The sequence below is a fragment of the Moellerella wisconsensis ATCC 35017 genome, assembly GCF_001294465.1.
Lineage (GTDB): Bacteria > Pseudomonadota > Gammaproteobacteria > Enterobacterales > Enterobacteriaceae > Moellerella > Moellerella wisconsensis.
Genome location: NZ_LGAA01000003.1, coordinates 154,398 through 171,665 on the forward strand (window position 1 = coordinate 154,398; position 17,268 = coordinate 171,665).

Below are 17,268 nucleotides of genomic sequence, written 5' to 3' on the forward strand. Positions count from 1 at the left end.
ATTATTTTTCCTTGTTTGACAGGGTAGCCTGCACGATTTGCATCGCTTGTACGGTTGCTTTGACATCATGGACACGCAGAATTTGAGCACCTTGCATCGCAGCAATAACTGCACATGCCAGGCTACCTTCGAGCCGTTCCTGTGGAGGAACATTTAATAATTGCCCGATCATAGACTTACGCGACATTCCTGCCAACACGGGAAGTCCGAAATCGTGGAATTCCATCAAATTCGCTAATAACTGATAATTATGGGTTAAATTTTTGCCGAAACCAAATCCTGGATCAAGGATGATGTTATTTTTTTTAATTCCTGCCTTCATGCAGCGCTCTATCTCATCAGCAAGATACTGTTTTACTTCCTGAACTACGTCGTCATAATGAGGCGCATCTTGCATGGTACGAGGTTGCCCTTTCATATGCATCAAGCATACAGGCAATTGTAATTTTGCGGCAGTAGCTAATGCACCCTCTTCATGTAACGAACGAATATCATTAATAATATGCATACCCGCTTTTGCGGCCTCAAGCATCACTTCAGGCTTTGAAGTATCGACTGAAATCCAGACATCAAACCGACTAGCTATCCCCTCAACCACCGGGATTACACGGTCTAATTCTTGTTGTACAGAAACTTCTGCTGCCCCTGGACGCGTTGATTCGCCACCAATATCTATAATCGATGCACCTTCAGTCATCATTCTTTCAGCATGAACTAACGCATCCTGATAACGATTATGACTCCCCCCATCAGAAAATGAATCAGGGGTAATATTGAGGATCCCCATCACTTGGGGAGTCGTTAAATCAAGTATCGAATTTCTTGCGCTAATTATCATGATGTATTTTATCCTGACGTAAAAAACCCCAGTGGCCTGGGGTTTTAAGTAGAGAGTTAATCAATACGGGGAAGAATAACGTGGCATTTCTGCCCACCAAATTTATTCGTCTTTATTATCCGTATTATCTTTATTCTCGTTAGTACTGTCCTGAGCCTGATCTTGCTGTTGACCATCAGTCTTAGGCTTTTCATCTTTGGTGCCTGTACCGAAAGAACCAGTCACATTTGCGACTAATTTATCTGCATCCCAACCCGCAGGTTCACGAACTGGGCGACGATTCATCAAGTCATCAATCTGAGGAATATCGATAGTTTCGTATTTAATCAGAGCGTCTTTCATGGCATGGAGAATATCCAAGTTTTCTGTCAGTACGTTGTAAGCTCTTTTGTAATTACGATCTAATATCGATTTAATTTCTTCATCAACAATGCGATTGGTCTCATCAGAGATATGCTGTGAGTTTCCAGCAGAACGGCCTAAAAATACTTGCCCTTCTTCTTCAGAATAGAGCATCGGCCCTAATTTATCTGAGAATCCCCACTGAGTAACCATTTTGCGTGCAATATTGGTTGCTTGCTGAATATCACCTGAAGCGCCTGTAGAGACACGTTCACGGCCATAAATCAGCTCCTCTGCAATACGTCCACCGTAACAACTTGAAATGTTACCTTCAAGTTTCTGACGGCTAGCACTCACTTGGTCACCTTCCGGCAGATAGAATGTTACACCCAATGCTTGGCCACGAGGAATAATCGTTACTTTATGCACTGGGTCATGCTCTGGCATTAAATGACCAATAATCGCATGTCCAGCCTCATGGTAAGCAGTGGCTTCTTTCTGTTCTTCCGTCATAATCATTGAACGGCGTTCAGCACCCATCCAAATCTTATCTCGCGCTTTCTCAAACTCAACCATTGATACTACGCGTTTATCCGCGCGGGCAGCAAATAGTGCCGCTTCGTTGACAAGGTTTGCCAATTCAGCCCCTGAGAAACCAGGAGTAGCACGTGCAAGAATAGAAGTATTAACATCTGGATCTAACGGCACACGACGCATGTGAACTTTCAGTATTTGTTCACGACCACGGACGTCTGGTAAGCCAACCATGACTTGACGGTCAAAACGGCCTGGACGCAATAACGCAGGGTCAAGAACATCAGCGCGGTTAGTTGCCGCAATAACGATAATACCTTCGTTACCTTCGAATCCATCCATTTCAACAAGCATTTGGTTCAGAGTCTGTTCGCGTTCATCATGACCGCCCCCTAAACCCGCACCACGCTGACGACCTACCGCATCAATCTCATCGATAAAGATGATACAAGGCGCAGATTTTTTAGCTTGTTCAAACATATCACGGACACGAGATGCACCGACACCGACAAACATTTCAACAAAGTCAGAACCTGAGATAGTAAAAAATGGCACTTTGGCTTCACCAGCAATCGCTTTTGCCAGCAAAGTTTTACCGGTACCAGGAGGCCCTACCATCAGGATGCCTTTTGGAATTTTACCGCCAAGTTTTTGGAAACGGCCTGGGTCACGTAGAAACTCAACCACTTCCCCGACTTCTTCCTTGGCTTCATCACAGCCTGCAACGTCTGCAAAGGTGGTTTTAATCTGATCTTCAGTCAGCATTCGAGCCTTGCTTTTACCAAAGGACATCGCACCTTTACCACCACCGCCTTGCATTTGACGCATGAAGAAAATCCATACACCAATCAATAGCAACATTGGGAACCAAGAAATGAAGATTGAAGTCAATAGACTTGGCTCTTCTGGTGGTTCGCCAACAACGGTGACATGTTTATTCAACAACGTGTCTAATAGCTTCTCATCCTGCATAGGGATGTAGGTTGTATAGCGGCTATTGTCAGCCTTTCTGACATTAATTTCACGACCGGTGATACGAACTTCACGCACCTGATCCTGGGCTATCTCGTTGATAAAAGTAGAATAATCTACCCTGCGACTATTCGAATCGCTTGGGCCAAAACTCTGGAACAAGGACATCAAAACTACTGCGATGACTAACCAGAGAATCAGGTTTTTCGCCATGTCACTCAAGGGATTAACCTCATATTACAACAGTGTTAACAAATAACGTTCAGGGGACTATAGTTTCCGCCCTGTCGCTACAATGTATACTTCACGTGAACGGGCGCGCGAAGATTCGGGTTTACGAACTTTAACTTTCGTAAACAGGGAGCGGATTTCCCTTAGGTATTCATCAAAGCCTTCTCCCTGAAATACTTTGACAATAAAACTTCCCTTAGGGGCCAGTACATCACGGCACATATCTAATGCAAGTTCAACTAGATACATGGATCGAGGAATATCGACCTCGGGTGTGCCACTCATATTTGGGGCCATATCCGACATGACGACTTGGACTTTTTTGTCACCAACCCTTTCTAATAACGCCTTAAGTACTGCTTCATCGCGAAAATCTCCTTGCAGGAAATCAACACCGACGATTGGGTCCATCGGTAATAGGTCACAAGCAATTACTCGGCCACTTTGGCCTATCTGACTAACTACATACTGTGACCAACCACCAGGTGCGGCGCCTAAATCAACAACGGTCAAACCTGGTTTAAATATTTTATCGCTTTGCTGAATTTCATCCAGTTTAAACCATGCACGAGAGCGAAGCCCTTTTTTTTGTGCCTGCTGAACATATTTATCACTAAAATGCTCTTGCAACCACCTAGATGAACTTGCCGAACGTTTTTTATTGGCCATTGTTCTTTCCAACTATACTAGTAGAGTTACATCTGTTTTACTGCTCGGATCACATCAAATATACATAATTGATGGTGATAGATATCAGATGGCGTTAGAATAAGCCAATTTCAATCCTAACAAAGCAAATAATCGATGACTCTTAACAAAAAACAAATTCAACACCTGAAAAGTCTTGCTCACCATTTGAACCCTGTCGTCATGATTGGTAACAATGGTCTGACGGAAGGCGTTCTAGCTGAGGCTGAGCTTGCATTAACACATCATGAGCTTATCAAAGTAAAAATCGCAGGCGAAGATCGTGATACTAAAAATTTGATCGCTAATGCGATTGTTCGTGAAACTGGTGCAATTAATGTACAAATTATAGGAAAAATACTGGTTCTTTACCGCCCTTCGGCAGCCAAGAAAATTATTTTACCTAAATAATTATTTCGCATTTATACAAAAATGCCATAACACCATACATTAAGTGAAGTAAAAAAGGCCGGCAAAGGCCTTTTTTACTTTAAAACTTCTAAAGAATATAACTAATTCATATAAATAGGAATCAGATATACTCAACTTTAAGAATTTCGTACTCCACATCACCGCCAGGCGTTTTGATCACAACCACATCATCAACTTCTTTACCGATAAGGCCACGCGCTATCGGTGAATTTACAGAAAGTAAATTCTCTTTAATGTCCGCTTCATCATCACCTACGATACGATAAGTCTGTTCTTCGTCTAACTCAACATTAAAAACAGTTACCGTAGCACCAAAGATAACTCGCCCAGTATTGGTCATTTTAGTGACATCAATAACCTGAGAATGCGAAAGTTTGGCTTCAATTTCTTGAATTCGACCTTCACAAAAACCTTGCTGTTCACGCGCTGCATGATACTCAGCATTTTCTTTAAGATCACCATGTTCACGCGCATCGGCAATGGCAGTAATTATTTCCGGGCGGCGGACAGATTTTAAATATTCCAGCTCTTCACGTAATCTATTCGCACCACGTACCGTCATTGGAATCTGTTTCATTGATAAATACCTCTGATTCTTTCCTAAGCAAAAATAAGTATCTTCCTGATTTTTGTTACAACAGCATACTAGGCACCTGTGTAAACAAAGGCGCCAGACAATAAACAGGGATGTAATCTTGCAGCTTCAGCACGTGATTACGATCTTATCTTATCATATTGACCCAGCATTTTAACGTAGACTTAATATGGGGTCATCGTTTACTTTTTCACGCATTACACTTTAGTATGTAGTTTATGTCCACCCTGAAGCGTAAAACTTATGTCTTTATTTACTAGAAGCAAAAAATTCATACTTTCAGCAGGTCTGATATTGACCACTTATCAGTCCATGGCAATTCCCATTGATAAATATAAAGAATATTTACCTGATGGTACGAATTTGGCATTAGTCGCTCAAAAAGTGGGGAGCGATACGCCAATCTTTGATTATAATTCGCAGCAAATGGCGCTTCCTGCCAGTACGCAGAAAGTCGTTACCGCACTTGCCGCTTTACTGCAACTTGGCCCCGATTTTCGCTTCGTCACCAGCTTTGAAACTAATGCATCATTAAAGAATGATACGCTCAATGGCGATTTGGTAATTCGTTTTACCGGTGATCCCACGTTAACACGCCAGCAAATCCGTAATATGGTTAACGCCTTAAAACAACTAGGCATTAGAAAAATTAACGGCGATTTAATTGTCGATATATCTGCATTTGCCAGCCACGATAAAGCCCCTGGCTGGGTATGGAACGATATGACGCAGTGTTTTAGTGCCCCGCCAAGTGCCGCAATTGTTGATAGAAACTGTTTTTCTGTTTCACTTTATAGCGCGGACAAACCCGGAGAAATGGCCTATATAAAAACAGCCTCATTTTATCCGGTAAATATGTTTAGTGAAGTAAAAACATTAGCAAAAGGTGCACCTGAAGCGCGTTATTGTGAACTGGATGTGGTTCCCGGGGAATTAAATCGCTATACATTAACTGGATGTCTTACACAGCGTAGTGAACCGCTCCCTCTCGCGTTTGCAGTGCAGAATGGGGCCAGTTATTCTGGCGCTATCGTCAAAAATGAATTAATTAATGCAGAAATTGAGCTGGTTGGGCATATCAAAAAACGGACTCTTCCCGCAGCACCAGAACAAGTTTTAGTCAAAACAGAATCAAAACCACTGCATGATTTACTAAAAGTGATGCTAAAAAAATCAGATAACATGATAGCCGATACCGTATTTCGTACCATAGGGCGCGATTATTTTGGTGTTCCAGGGACTTGGCGCTCAGGATCCGATGCGATTAGACAGATCCTCAAACAAAAAGCAGGGATCGATTTAGGCAATACTGTCATGGTCGATGGCTCAGGTTTGTCTCGGCATAATTTGATCACACCAGCTACGATGATGAAAGTATTACAATTTATCGCTAAAAATGATGACCAACTAGATTATATCTCGATGCTACCGCTGGCGGGGCATGACGGTACATTACGTTACCGTGGCGGTTTTGATCAAGCTGGCGTTAATGGCAAAGTTTCTGCAAAAACAGGGGCGCTACAAGGGGTATATAATCTAGCAGGCTTTATGACAACGGCTAACGGGCAGAAAATAGCTTTTGTTCAATATATTTCTGCTTATGCAGTCCCCCAAAGTGAACAACGCAGCCGGAGAGTTCCTCTGGTGCGTTTTGAAAGCCGACTGTACAAAGATCTCTACCAAAGTAATTAATCGTGCTTAATGGCCTACAAGCCATTTTATCGATAACAAAAAGGCGCCATCAGGCGCCTTTTTATCACTGTTACCTTGGATCTGCTTTATTAACTGAAAAACAGCGAACCAAAACGTTAAATGCATTATTTTTTATAAATAAATTCAATGCCTTCTTCGTCTTCTTCGTCCCAATCATCCCAGTCGTCATCAATATCGTCTTCGGTACTAGCCAGTTGCTCTTTATGGTAATCATCCCACATAAATTCAACTTTTTCTGGCTGACTTTCGTCATCTGTCGTAACCATATCACGCGGCTGAGTATTCATGAATTCCATGATATCCCAACAAAGTTCCTTAACTCCGTGATGGTTTACCGCAGAAATCATATAATATTTACCGTCCCAACCTAAAGCCTTAGCGATAGATTCAGCACGTTCCTTCGCTTCTTCTTCGCTGATTAAATCAACTTTATTGAAGACTAACCAACGCGGTTTTTCAGCTAATTTTTCACTGTATTTTTCCAATTCACCGACGATGATCTTAGCATTTTCTACCGGATCTGATTCATCTATCGGGCAGATATCGATCAGGTGCAATAAAATGCGGCAGCGCTCTAAGTGCTTAAGGAAACGGATCCCCAAGCCAGCACCTTCGGCAGCACCTTCAATCAACCCTGGAATATCAGCGACGACGAAACTTTGATGATTGTCCATACGAACAACACCGAGACTTGGTACCAACGTAGTAAATGGATAATCAGCTACTTTTGGTTTCGCGGCTGATACCGAGCGGATAAACGTTGATTTACCTGCATTTGGCATGCCTAACATACCGACATCGGCCAGAAGCATTAATTCCATCATCAGTTCACGAACTTCACCGGGAGTTCCCATGGTTTTTTGACGCGGGGCACGGTTGACTGAAGATTTAAAACGCACATTTCCTAACCCGTGGAATCCGCCCTTAGCAACCATCAAACGCTGCTCATGACGGGTCATATCTCCAAGTATCTCGCCAGTGCCTAAATCGCGGATACGCGTACCTACAGGCACTTTAATCGTAATATCTTGTCCACGTTTACCGGTACAGTCACGACTTTGTCCATTCTGCCCACGCTCAGCGCGGAAAGATTTTTCAAAGCGATAATCAATCAGGGTATTGAGGTTTTCATCAGCGAGCAGGTAAACATCACCACCATCACCGCCGTCCCCACCATCAGGCCCCCCTCTTGGAATATATTTTTCGCGACGGAAACTGACACAACCATTGCCACCATCCCCCGCAACAACTAGTATTTTGGCTTCATCTACAAATTTCATAAAGTATTTCTCCATATGATAGCCATTATAATGCTGGATGGTCGCGTGACCCAGAGATGGCGTATTTTTAAATATAAAAAGCCCCGCAAAAACTTTTGCAGGGCTTTAACTTGTGTAAAGGTCTGAAAACTTATTCAGCTTCGATGCTGATAAATTTACGATTTTTAGGACCTTTAACTTCAAATTTTACTTTTCCGTCTGCTAATGCAAACAGAGTGTGGTCACGACCGCAACCTACGTTGCTGCCTGCGTGGAACTTAGTACCACGTTGACGTACGATGATGCTACCTGCTAATACAGCTTCACCACCAAAACGTTTCACACCCAGACGTTTCGCTTCGGAATCGCGACCGTTACGAGTTGAACCGCCAGCCTTTTTGTGTGCCATTAATCTGCTCTCCTAATCTTAAGCGATGACAGTGATTTTAACATCAGTGAACCACTGACGGTGGCCCTGCTGCTTACGGCTATGTTTACGACGACGGAATTTGACGATTTTAATTTTATCGCCACGACCGTGTGCAACCACTTCCGCTTTCACTTTAACGCCTTCAACAACAGGAGCGCCAATTTTGATATCGTCGCCATTAGCAACCATCAGGACCTGGTCAAATTCAACAGTTTCACCTGTTGCGATGTCCAGCTTTTCCAGGCGAACAGTTTGACCTTCGCTAACTCGGTGTTGTTTACCACCACTTTGGAAAACCGCGTACATATTAACTCCGCTTTCCGCGTACTTCTACTAGATACATTACATTCTAGAGCACGCTATAAATATTCACAATAGGGCGCGAATTCTACGCAAAAAAGCATCAGAAGACAAGTATATAATGCGTTCGGATTACAAAAAATACGACTTTTTTGTAAGATCTTTACTTTTCATGCCGTTTGATAAATTAATAAGCTTTAAATGTCATTTCATTAAGCATAATTTGAAGTACAATCAGCCAATCTTCTATTTATTGATGCTATGCTAAAAAAGATAGCGGTTCTAAAAATAGAGCCAAAACTAATAACACGAATCTATAACGATGAATTTAGAATCTATTATCGAACTGACAGCTGATGATATGTCAGCAGTGAATGAAGTCATTCTTGGCCAGCTAACTTCGGATGTAGCATTGATCAACCAGCTTGGTTATTACATCGTTAGTGGTGGTGGTAAAAGGATCCGTCCAATGATCGCAGTGCTCGCAGGCCGAGCATTAGGTCATAATGGAAAAAAACACGTGCAAGTTGCCGCATTGATCGAATTTATTCATACAGCGACATTATTGCATGACGATGTGGTTGATGAATCTGATATGCGCCGCGGAAAACAAACAGCTAATGCCGTATTTGGCAATGCTGCGAGCGTACTGGTTGGCGATTTTATCTATACTCGATCCTTTCAGATGATGACGGATCTTGACTCTATGCGTGTCTTGAAACTGATGTCTGAAGCAACCAATGTGATAGCTGAAGGTGAAGTTCTGCAATTAATGAATTGCAACGATCCTAATATTACTGAAGATAACTATATGCAAGTTATCTATAGTAAAACCGCACGTTTATTCGAAGCCGCAGCTCACTCTTCTGCGATCTTAGCCGAAGCTACCCCAGAACAGGAAAAAGCTTTACAAGATTATGGTCGTTATCTAGGAACAGCCTTCCAGCTAATCGATGATCTTCTAGATTATGATGCGGATAATAATCAGCTGGGTAAAAATACCGGTGATGATTTAGATGAGGGTAAACCAACTTTACCTTTATTACACGCGATGCAGAACGGCACAGCAGAAGAATCCGCTTTAATTCGTAAAGCGATTGAAGACGGTAATGGCAGACATTTGCTAGAAACCGTTTTAGCAACAATGAAACGTTGTGGTTCTCTCGAATATACGTTAAAGCGCGCAGAACAAGAAGCCGAAAAAGCGATTAATGTCCTGAGTATACTTGAAGACTCGCCTTATAAAGAGGCTTTAATCGGTCTCGCTCATGTTGCGGTTCAACGTCACTCTTGAGTATTAATATATTGCGCGAAGGCAATCGGTCTTATTTTGTCTTCGTGCAATTATCTTCATTCCCTTCGGTAGGCTCTTCGAAGTGATCTCGGGGCGCCACATTAGTCTCAATTTGAATTAATAGTGCTGATAATCCTTCCCGTAAAATATATGTTACAATTTTACTGCTTTCATCCTCGGTTAATTGATAATAGACCGCTTTCCAGATCTGAAAAGGATCAGGCCGTTGTGGTACATAATCGATAGATTGATCCGATAAGATCAACTGAGATTGGATCTCTTCCGGTAGACTATCGAGTAAATATTCCACGGCTTTTCCTTGTACCCCTCTTTTTTTCCTGCACTCCCATCCTTCACGTCGCGCCATTAAATTTACACCTTGCGGTGACGAAGGTAATCCTGATATTTCAATTAATTCTTTTGCGGTATACCATATTTTTTTCATGATAATCTCTTTTATATTTTTATAACTATCAATTATTGATATATTAGCTAATAATATATTAAATTTGAAAATACAATATTATTTTAGTTATTATTAATAATTTTTTTATTATCTCTATTATTAATAATATCATACTCATTAATTAGCTTAACTAATTCTGATAATCCATATCTTAAAATAAAATTCATTATTTTATTTTTTTCATTCGGTGCTAATTGATAATATGCTTCTCGCCAAATTAAATACTTATCTTCTAATTTGGTTTGATAATTAACCTCCGGTTCATGTAACGATAATTGCTCGAATAAACTTTCTGGCAAGCTATTTATATGATATTCAACAGCTTTACCTTGAACACCACGTTTGCGTCTTGAAATCCATCCTTCACGTTTTGCCTTTATATTAACGCCTTGAGGAGTTTTTGGCATTTCGTAAAAATTTATCAGCTCTTTTGCTGTATACCATTCTTTTTTCACGATATTTATCCTTTTACACCGCTGGTTATATTGACGTTATCTTGTTTAAATTCACTAAATTTATATCTAATAGTTTCTTAAAAAGATTTTATTGTAATTTTAATAAATTTACTCTTCATATATTTACAATTAACATCTTACATATTGAATTCAAATGATTTTATGTAAAAACAGTCTTTTTTTATTCTTAAATATATTAATAATATTCCGTTATAAATGACTCGCTAAATATAAAAAACAAATAATTAAACCTGCTTTATCAATCTATTATTTTCTAATAACTAAAAATGGTTAATTATCACTTTCAAAGACTTATATAGAGTCACAATATATATTTAATATTTCTTGGCTGTTTCTTTCTTTTCCAACAGGCTTCAAAAAATAGGATTTTAAGTAAAGATTCGAAATTTTTTAACAAAAAACCTGTTATGTTACTTCTAATAACAGGTTCATTTGCATGGAATAACTCACAATGACCCGTTATTTATACCATTAACTTCTCGTTATTCTGAATATAAAAAGGACGAAAAAGAATGGATTTAAAAAAAACTGATTGGCATCCAGCGGATATTATTGCCTCACTAAGAAAAAGAGGAACTACACTTGCAGCAATTTCGCGACAAGCTGGATTAAGTTCATCAACTCTCGCCAATGCGCTATCGCGTCCATGGCCAAAAGGAGAATGGATTATTGCTAATTTTTTAAATATTCATCCTTCTGAAATTTGGCCAAGCCGTTACTTTGATCCAGTTAATGGAGAATTATTAGAACGAAAAATTAGAGACAAGTTACCTACAGCAAATTGAAAGTTACACCATAAAAAAACCGCTGATCACTCAATATGATCAGCGGCTAGCTAGCGAACGAAAGATAAACGTAAATTTATCAGTGGTTATTATCCATTAATAAATTTTTCACCCAGCTCAATATCTGCTTTCAATACATCAAGCATGCTGTTGAGAGCATTTTGTTCAAAGGCGCTTAATTCACCGATAGGTAAGCGTTCTTCAACACCATTTTTACCTAAACGCACAGGTTGAGCAAAGAAACGGGCATGTTGGCCGTCACCTTCAGTGTAAGTACATTCAATCACATTGCTTTCACCTTGCAAGCCACGGATCAGAGATAAACCAAAACGCGCTGCGGCTTGTCCCATAGAAAGCGTCGCTGAACCGCCACCGGCTTTAGCTTCTACAACTTCAGTTCCTGCATTTTGAATGCGTTTAGTTAATGCAATGATTTCATCATCAGTAAAGCTTACTCCCGGAACCTGAGACAACAGAGGCAGAATAGTCACCCCAGAATGGCCACCAATCACTGGTACTTCTGTGGTTTGTGGATTTTTACCTTTCAGTTCAGCAATAAATGTATTTGAACGAATAATATCGAGTGTCGTTACACCAAACAGACGATTTTTATCGTATACACCCGCTTTTTTCAATACTTCAGCAGCGATAGCAACCGTGGTATTTACTGGGTTAGTAATAATACCAATTAATGCTTTTGGGCAAGTAGTGGCTATTTGTTGTACCAAGTTGCGCACAATACCAGCATTAACATTAAATAAATCCGCACGATCCATACCCGGTTTACGTGCAACGCCCGCAGAAATGAGCACAACATCGGCACCGTGTAATGCAGGAGTTGCATCTTCACCGGAGAAACCGATCACTTTAACGTCAGTTGGGATATGGCTCAAATCGGCAGCAACGCCTGGAGTTACTGGAGCAATGTCATAGAGAGAGAGTTCTGAACCCGCTGGAAGCTGGTTTTTTAACAGAAGGGCGAGTGCTTGACCGATACCACCTGCTGCACCTAGAACGGCAACTTTCATTCTGAAACTCCTTTATTTTCGCTTAAAAGTATTTGAATTCATCTGGTTATATACTTACTGCATTACGTATAAAAAACAATTTGTTAACAGATCTAAAGCCTTACCAACCCAAACAATCTGTGAATTGAATTGTACTATTTTATACAAAATCCTTATCTGTTAATGAGATAACGGACACTTTTTTAACAAATAGTTTTTGTTATAGATATTTATCAACCCTATATAAATCATTACAACTTTCAGGATAAAAACCAGCATTTAATTAACATTTTAATTACAGCTGCTAAAATCAGTTATTCAGATAACTTATTCAGTGTATTCACTAAAAATAACATACTGAATAAAAACAATAAGTTTTTAACTCTTATCTGTGCAATTTTGTTGCATAAAAATTCACATTTACCGATAATACCACTCGATTCATTGTCCCAGGAAAGGTGAATTATGCGCACTCCTTCTAAACAAGAAGATTTAGTTAAGGCTTTCAAAGCGCTGTTAAAGGAAGAAAAATTCAGTTCACAAGGTGAAATTGTAACTGCACTCCAAGAACAGGGTTTCGAAAATATTAATCAATCAAAAATCTCCAGAATGCTGACTAAATTCGGTGCGGTACGCACACGAAATGCAAAAATGGAGATGGTTTATTGTCTGCCCGCCGAAATGGGTGTGCCTACAGCGACCAGTCCTCTGAAAAACCTTGTGTTGGATATTGATTTTAATCATTCCGTCGTGGTTATCAGAACCAGTCCAGGTGCGGCACAATTAATCGCCCGCCTTCTCGATTCCTTAGGAAAAGCTGAAGGAATTTTAGGCAGTATAGCTGGCGATGACACCATTTTTTCTACCCCAGCAAACGGCTTTACAACCGAGCAACTCTACGAAGCTATACTTAATTTGTTTGAACAAGAGCTATAGCCACTCGCTGAGTCTGACTCAGTAAGACTAGCGTCCATAAAAGTATCGCGCCATTGGCGCGATACTGCTAGGTTGGTTATCGGTTTTATAGCGCGATAAGATTAATAATTTTTATCTGCTTTTTGCTGGGCGATTCTCTGTTCTTTCTGCTGTAAGCTGACCAACAGTTTGTCATGAATACCGCTAAAACCACCATTGCTCATTACCAAAATATGATCTCCCGGCTGCGCCGTTTCAACAATCATATTCACCAATGCATCAATATCTGAGCTCCAACGGGCTGACTGAACGCATTTCTCTGCAATTTCAGTGACTAGCCATGGAATATTGGTCGGTTGGAACAAAAAGACTTCATCCGCACGCCCTAATGCTGGCGCAATTTCATTCTTACTGACGCCCATTTTCATGGTGTTAGAACGAGGCTCTAGTACTGCAATAATACGAGAAGTACCGCCAACTTTGCTCCTTAATGCTTCTAATGTCGCCAAAATAGCGGTTGGATGATGGGCAAAGTCATCATAAACGCTGACATTATATTCCACCCCACGCAATTCTAAACGACGGCGGGCATTAATAAAGGTATTTAGCGCCTGACAAGCTTCCTTCGGCGGTACGCCCACATGATGAGCGGCAGCAATAGCCATTAGCCCGTTATGCATATTATGCGTGCCGACTAATCCCCACTCAACTTCGCCTGCTTTTTCATTTTGATAGATAATTTCATATTTACTGCCAGAATGATTTAGTTTTTTGGCCTGCCATTCGCCATGCTCACCAACTAAAATTTGTTCACTCCAGCACCCCATGCCAATCGTCTGTTTTAAATTATTGTCGTTATCAGGCATGATAATTCGACCATTACCCGGCACAATACGCACTAAATGATGGAATTGTTTTTGAATGGCTTCTAAATTCTCAAAAATATCAGCATGATCAAACTCTAAATTATTGAGTATCAATGTCCGTGGGCTGTAATGTACAAACTTAGAACGCTTATCAAAAAATGCACAATCGTATTCATCGGCTTCAATAACAAAAAATGGGCTGTCGCCAATTTGTGCAGAAACGTCGAAATTGCCCGGAACGCCTCCAATTAGAAAACCCGGTTTATATCCACAATCTTCTAAGATCCAAGCCAACATACCTGCTGTCGTTGTTTTACCGTGAGTCCCTGCAACCGCCAGCACCCAACGCTCTGGTAATACATGGTCATGCAGCCATTGAGGGCCTGAAGTATAAGGCAGGCCTTTTTCAAGCACCGCTTCCACACAGGGATTACCGCGGGTCATTGCATTACCAATAACAACCATGTCTGGGGCGGGATCTAATTGGCTGGGAGAGTATCCCTGGATCAGCTCAATTCCTTGTTTTTCCAATAAGGTGCTCATTGGAGGATAAACATTTGCATCGGAGCCTGTGACTTTATGTCCCAGAGAGCGAGCCAGTATTGCAAGACTTCCCATAAAAGTACCGCAAATACCTAATATATGAATGTGCATTAATTTTCCATCCGATAGCATGAAGTTGGTCACTATTCTACCCATCCTCGTCGTGTTTATAAATGGATTACCTATTAATCTTTTTATTATTTGGATAAACTTCTCCCCCAAGGGTAGAATCGAGCCCTACAAACCTCTGTCTCATTATATTCAGGACCTTCGTCATGAAAACATTAGGCGAATTCATCGTCGAGAAACAACAAGATTTTTCTCATGCAACAGGTGAGTTAACCGCTCTACTGTCTGCTATCAAGCTGGGCGCAAAAATTATTCATCGGGATATAAATAAAGCAGGCTTAGTGGACATTTTAGGTACCAGTGGTGTATCCAATGTTCAGGGTGAAGTGCAAATGAAACTTGACCTTTATGCGAATGAGAAACTGAAAGCAGCATTAAAAGCTCGTGGGGAAGTCGCAGGTATTGCTTCCGAAGAAGAAGACGAGATTGTAATTTTCGAAGGTGATCGCGCAGAAAATGCCAAATATGTCGTATTAATGGATCCATTAGATGGTTCTTCGAATATCGATGTAAACGTTTCCGTCGGAACGATATTCTCAATTTATCATCGTATTACCCCTATTGGACAATCCGTTACTGAAGCTGACTTTTTGCAACCAGGTCATCGCCAAGTAGCCGCTGGCTATGTAGTTTATGGTTCATCAACCATGCTGGTTTATACTACTGGTTGTGGTGTTCATGCCTTCACTTATGACCCTTCTTTGGGTGTATTTTGTCTATCACATGAAAAAGTGATGTTTCCTACAAACGGCAAAATGTATTCAATCAATGAAGGAAACTACATTAAATTCCCTCTCGGCGTGAAGAAATACCTGAAATATTGCCAAGAACAAGATGAAGCAACGGGTCGCCCTTACACGACTCGCTATATCGGCTCATTAGTGGCTGATTTTCATCGTAATCTGCTCAAAGGCGGAATTTACATGTACCCAAGCACGGCAAGCCATCCAAATGGTAAACTGCGCTTACTGTATGAATGTAATCCAATTTCTTTCCTTGCCGAGCAAGCCGGGGGGAAAGCCAGTGATGGTAGCCGTCGTATTTTGGATATCCAACCAACAGAATTACACCAACGCGTACCATTCTTTGTCGGTACTGAATCTATGGTAGAAAAAGCAGAAAGTTTCATTCGTGAATACCCAGATGAAGCCTAATTAGCTTTACTGTACTTCTATTTTAGGTGGGGATTTCCCCGCCTTTTTGTTGCTAGTAGATCAAATAATGTGCAGCACTCCTACTCTCCCCTATTAAATATCCTCGCCACAGACTCTATCCTGCTTTGTATGGAGTGAATTATCTGCAACATATCAGTTTTTTTTCATCTATCCCGCCGCAACTAGTGAGTTTTGTCGCCCTTTACGGCTATAATAGCCGTTACGTCATTTTAGCTATTACTATAAAGGATACTTTTCATGGGCTTGAACAATGTACCGGCAGGGAAAGAACTGCCTGATGATATTTATGTCGTCATCGAAATCCCAGCAAATGCGGATCCGATTAAATATGAAGTTGATAAAGAGACTGGCGCATTATTTGTAGACCGTTTCATGTCTACTGCAATGTTCTATCCATGTAACTATGGTTACATCAATCACACACTATCTTTAGACGGTGATCCGGTTGACGTATTAGTTCCAACACCTTATCCACTGCAACCTGGCTCAGTTATTCGTTGCCGCCCCGTTGGCGTCTTGAAAATGACTGATGAGTCTGGCGAAGATGCTAAATTAGTGGCAGTACCACACACTAAATTAAGCAAAGAATACGATCATATTAAAGATGTGAACGATCTACCTGAACTGCTGCGTGCTCAAATTACTCATTTCTTTGAACATTATAAAGATCTGGAAAAAGGTAAATGGGTTAAAGTTGACGGTTGGGATGACATCAATGCCGCTAAAGCAGAAATTATTTCTTCTTTTGAACGTGCTGCAGCCGCAAAAAAATAATTTAGTTATTGGTCATACAAGCTAAATATTTTCGAGCTCTATCGATTGATAGGGCTTTTTTTATTCCTCAATTTACCCCTTACTCTGTGTTTAGCGCATAAAAAAACTGAGCCTAATCGACTCAGTTTTTTGTTTTCAGGAATTAATCTTTAAAAAGATTATTTTTCATGACGTTTTAGCCAATCACCACTTTCAATGCGTTGCAAATCATCAACGGGGAGCTTATACAGATAAATCCATGCGCTACCATACGGTGTCTGGATCAATTCTCGTTCATAATCCTGTGAGTTTTTTTTCAATTCATCTAACTCGGTTAGGATTGAAGGAGTTATGCGATACACTTCGCATTCCACGGAGCCTTCACCACAAACAACCGCAGGATAATAGCCTAAATCATAGATATCATAGCCTTGTAACCTATGCTTTCCTAAAAGTTGTGCATAGGTCATCCAATGATGATTACCCTGATCTTGCCTTAAACTGCCATACACAATAATTCGCATAA

The 17,268-nt window shown here is 40.7% G+C and carries 19 protein-coding genes; 7 read left to right on the plus strand and 12 right to left on the minus strand.

What is annotated here, in order from left to right:
- Position 1: 1 nt before the first annotated feature.
- The 3 genes from folP to rlmE form a co-directional block, all read right to left on the minus strand.
- On the minus strand, positions 2 to 838 hold the full coding sequence (gene folP / locus M992_RS01700; protein ID WP_053907094.1) for a dihydropteroate synthase: 837 nt from the start codon (positions 836 to 838) through the stop codon (positions 2 to 4).
- Between the two features lie 102 nt (positions 839 to 940).
- Positions 941 to 2,899, minus strand: a complete 1,959-nt coding sequence (ftsH, locus tag M992_RS01705) for an ATP-dependent zinc metalloprotease FtsH (RefSeq protein WP_047257512.1) — start codon at positions 2,897 to 2,899, stop codon at positions 941 to 943.
- A gap of 57 nt (positions 2,900 to 2,956) precedes the next feature.
- Complete coding sequence (rlmE, locus tag M992_RS01710) at positions 2,957 to 3,586, minus strand: 23S rRNA (uridine(2552)-2'-O)-methyltransferase RlmE (RefSeq protein WP_047257513.1); 630 nt, start codon at positions 3,584 to 3,586, stop codon at positions 2,957 to 2,959.
- A 135-nt stretch (positions 3,587 to 3,721) separates the two neighbouring features.
- On the opposite strand from rlmE, the gene yhbY reads away from it, so the two are divergent.
- Positions 3,722 to 4,015, plus strand: a complete 294-nt coding sequence (gene yhbY / locus M992_RS01715; RefSeq protein ID WP_047257514.1) for a ribosome assembly RNA-binding protein YhbY — start codon at positions 3,722 to 3,724, stop codon at positions 4,013 to 4,015.
- Between the two features lie 121 nt (positions 4,016 to 4,136).
- Here the strand turns inward: yhbY and greA are convergent, their stop codons facing one another.
- Positions 4,137 to 4,613: a transcription elongation factor GreA gene (greA, locus tag M992_RS01720; protein ID WP_047257515.1), complete on the minus strand. Its 477-nt coding sequence runs from the start codon at positions 4,611 to 4,613 to the stop codon at positions 4,137 to 4,139.
- A 330-nt stretch (positions 4,614 to 4,943) separates the two neighbouring features.
- On the opposite strand from greA, the gene dacB reads away from it, so the two are divergent.
- A complete protein-coding gene (dacB, locus tag M992_RS01725; protein ID WP_390892472.1) occupies positions 4,944 to 6,323 on the plus strand; it encodes a serine-type D-Ala-D-Ala carboxypeptidase in 1,380 nt (459 codons plus the stop codon).
- 125 nt (positions 6,324 to 6,448) lie between these two features.
- Here the strand turns inward: dacB and cgtA are convergent, their stop codons facing one another.
- The 3 genes from cgtA to rplU form a co-directional block, all read right to left on the minus strand.
- Entirely contained in the window at positions 6,449 to 7,624 is a 1,176-nt protein-coding gene (cgtA, locus tag M992_RS01730) for an Obg family GTPase CgtA (protein ID WP_053907096.1), read from the minus strand.
- A 130-nt stretch (positions 7,625 to 7,754) separates the two neighbouring features.
- Positions 7,755 to 8,012 (minus strand): 50S ribosomal protein L27, encoded by a 258-nt coding sequence (rpmA, locus tag M992_RS01735; protein WP_004241388.1) that lies wholly within the window; start codon positions 8,010 to 8,012, stop codon positions 7,755 to 7,757.
- 18 nt (positions 8,013 to 8,030) lie between these two features.
- Positions 8,031 to 8,339, minus strand: coding sequence for a 50S ribosomal protein L21 (rplU, locus tag M992_RS01740; RefSeq protein WP_047257518.1), 309 nt, complete (start codon positions 8,337 to 8,339; stop codon positions 8,031 to 8,033).
- 316 nt (positions 8,340 to 8,655) lie between these two features.
- Here rplU and ispB point away from each other — a divergent pair, with 316 nt between their 5' ends.
- Positions 8,656 to 9,627, plus strand: coding sequence for an octaprenyl diphosphate synthase (ispB, locus tag M992_RS01745; RefSeq protein ID WP_053907097.1), 972 nt, complete (start codon positions 8,656 to 8,658; stop codon positions 9,625 to 9,627).
- A gap of 31 nt (positions 9,628 to 9,658) precedes the next feature.
- Here the strand turns inward: ispB and M992_RS01750 are convergent, their stop codons facing one another.
- Together M992_RS01750 and M992_RS01755 are read right to left on the minus strand one after the other, a co-directional pair.
- Positions 9,659 to 10,072, minus strand: coding sequence for a DNA-binding protein (locus M992_RS01750; protein ID WP_072165908.1), 414 nt, complete (start codon positions 10,070 to 10,072; stop codon positions 9,659 to 9,661).
- 83 nt (positions 10,073 to 10,155) lie between these two features.
- Entirely contained in the window at positions 10,156 to 10,548 is a 393-nt protein-coding gene (locus M992_RS01755) for a DNA-binding protein (protein WP_053907098.1), read from the minus strand.
- Between the two features lie 533 nt (positions 10,549 to 11,081).
- On the opposite strand from M992_RS01755, the gene M992_RS01760 reads away from it, so the two are divergent.
- The gene (locus M992_RS01760; protein WP_053907099.1) at positions 11,082 to 11,354 is read left to right on the plus strand and encodes a helix-turn-helix domain-containing protein; all 273 of its coding nucleotides are present in this window, start codon (positions 11,082 to 11,084) and stop codon (positions 11,352 to 11,354) included.
- 89 nt (positions 11,355 to 11,443) lie between these two features.
- On the opposite strand, the gene mdh is transcribed toward M992_RS01760, so the two are convergent.
- Positions 11,444 to 12,382, minus strand: coding sequence for a malate dehydrogenase (gene mdh / locus M992_RS01765; RefSeq protein ID WP_053907100.1), 939 nt, complete (start codon positions 12,380 to 12,382; stop codon positions 11,444 to 11,446).
- Positions 12,383 to 12,826: 444 nt separating this feature from the next.
- On the opposite strand from mdh, the gene argR reads away from it, so the two are divergent.
- Positions 12,827 to 13,297, plus strand: coding sequence for a transcriptional regulator ArgR (argR, locus tag M992_RS01770; protein WP_047254809.1), 471 nt, complete (start codon positions 12,827 to 12,829; stop codon positions 13,295 to 13,297).
- Between the two features lie 101 nt (positions 13,298 to 13,398).
- Here argR and mpl read toward each other — a convergent pair whose 3' ends face one another.
- A complete protein-coding gene (gene mpl, locus M992_RS01775) occupies positions 13,399 to 14,796 on the minus strand; it encodes a UDP-N-acetylmuramate:L-alanyl-gamma-D-glutamyl-meso-diaminopimelate ligase (protein ID WP_047254810.1) in 1,398 nt (465 codons plus the stop codon).
- 164 nt (positions 14,797 to 14,960) lie between these two features.
- On the opposite strand from mpl, the gene fbp reads away from it, so the two are divergent.
- Together fbp and ppa are read left to right on the plus strand one after the other, a co-directional pair.
- On the plus strand, positions 14,961 to 15,968 hold the full coding sequence (gene fbp / locus M992_RS01780; protein ID WP_053907101.1) for a class 1 fructose-bisphosphatase: 1,008 nt from the start codon (positions 14,961 to 14,963) through the stop codon (positions 15,966 to 15,968).
- A gap of 258 nt (positions 15,969 to 16,226) precedes the next feature.
- Positions 16,227 to 16,763, plus strand: coding sequence for an inorganic diphosphatase (gene ppa / locus M992_RS01785; RefSeq protein ID WP_047254812.1), 537 nt, complete (start codon positions 16,227 to 16,229; stop codon positions 16,761 to 16,763).
- Between the two features lie 158 nt (positions 16,764 to 16,921).
- Here the strand turns inward: ppa and M992_RS01790 are convergent, their stop codons facing one another.
- Positions 16,922 to 17,266: a gamma-glutamylcyclotransferase family protein gene (locus tag M992_RS01790; protein WP_053907102.1), complete on the minus strand. Its 345-nt coding sequence runs from the start codon at positions 17,264 to 17,266 to the stop codon at positions 16,922 to 16,924.
- Between the last annotated feature and the right edge of the window lie 2 nt (positions 17,267 to 17,268).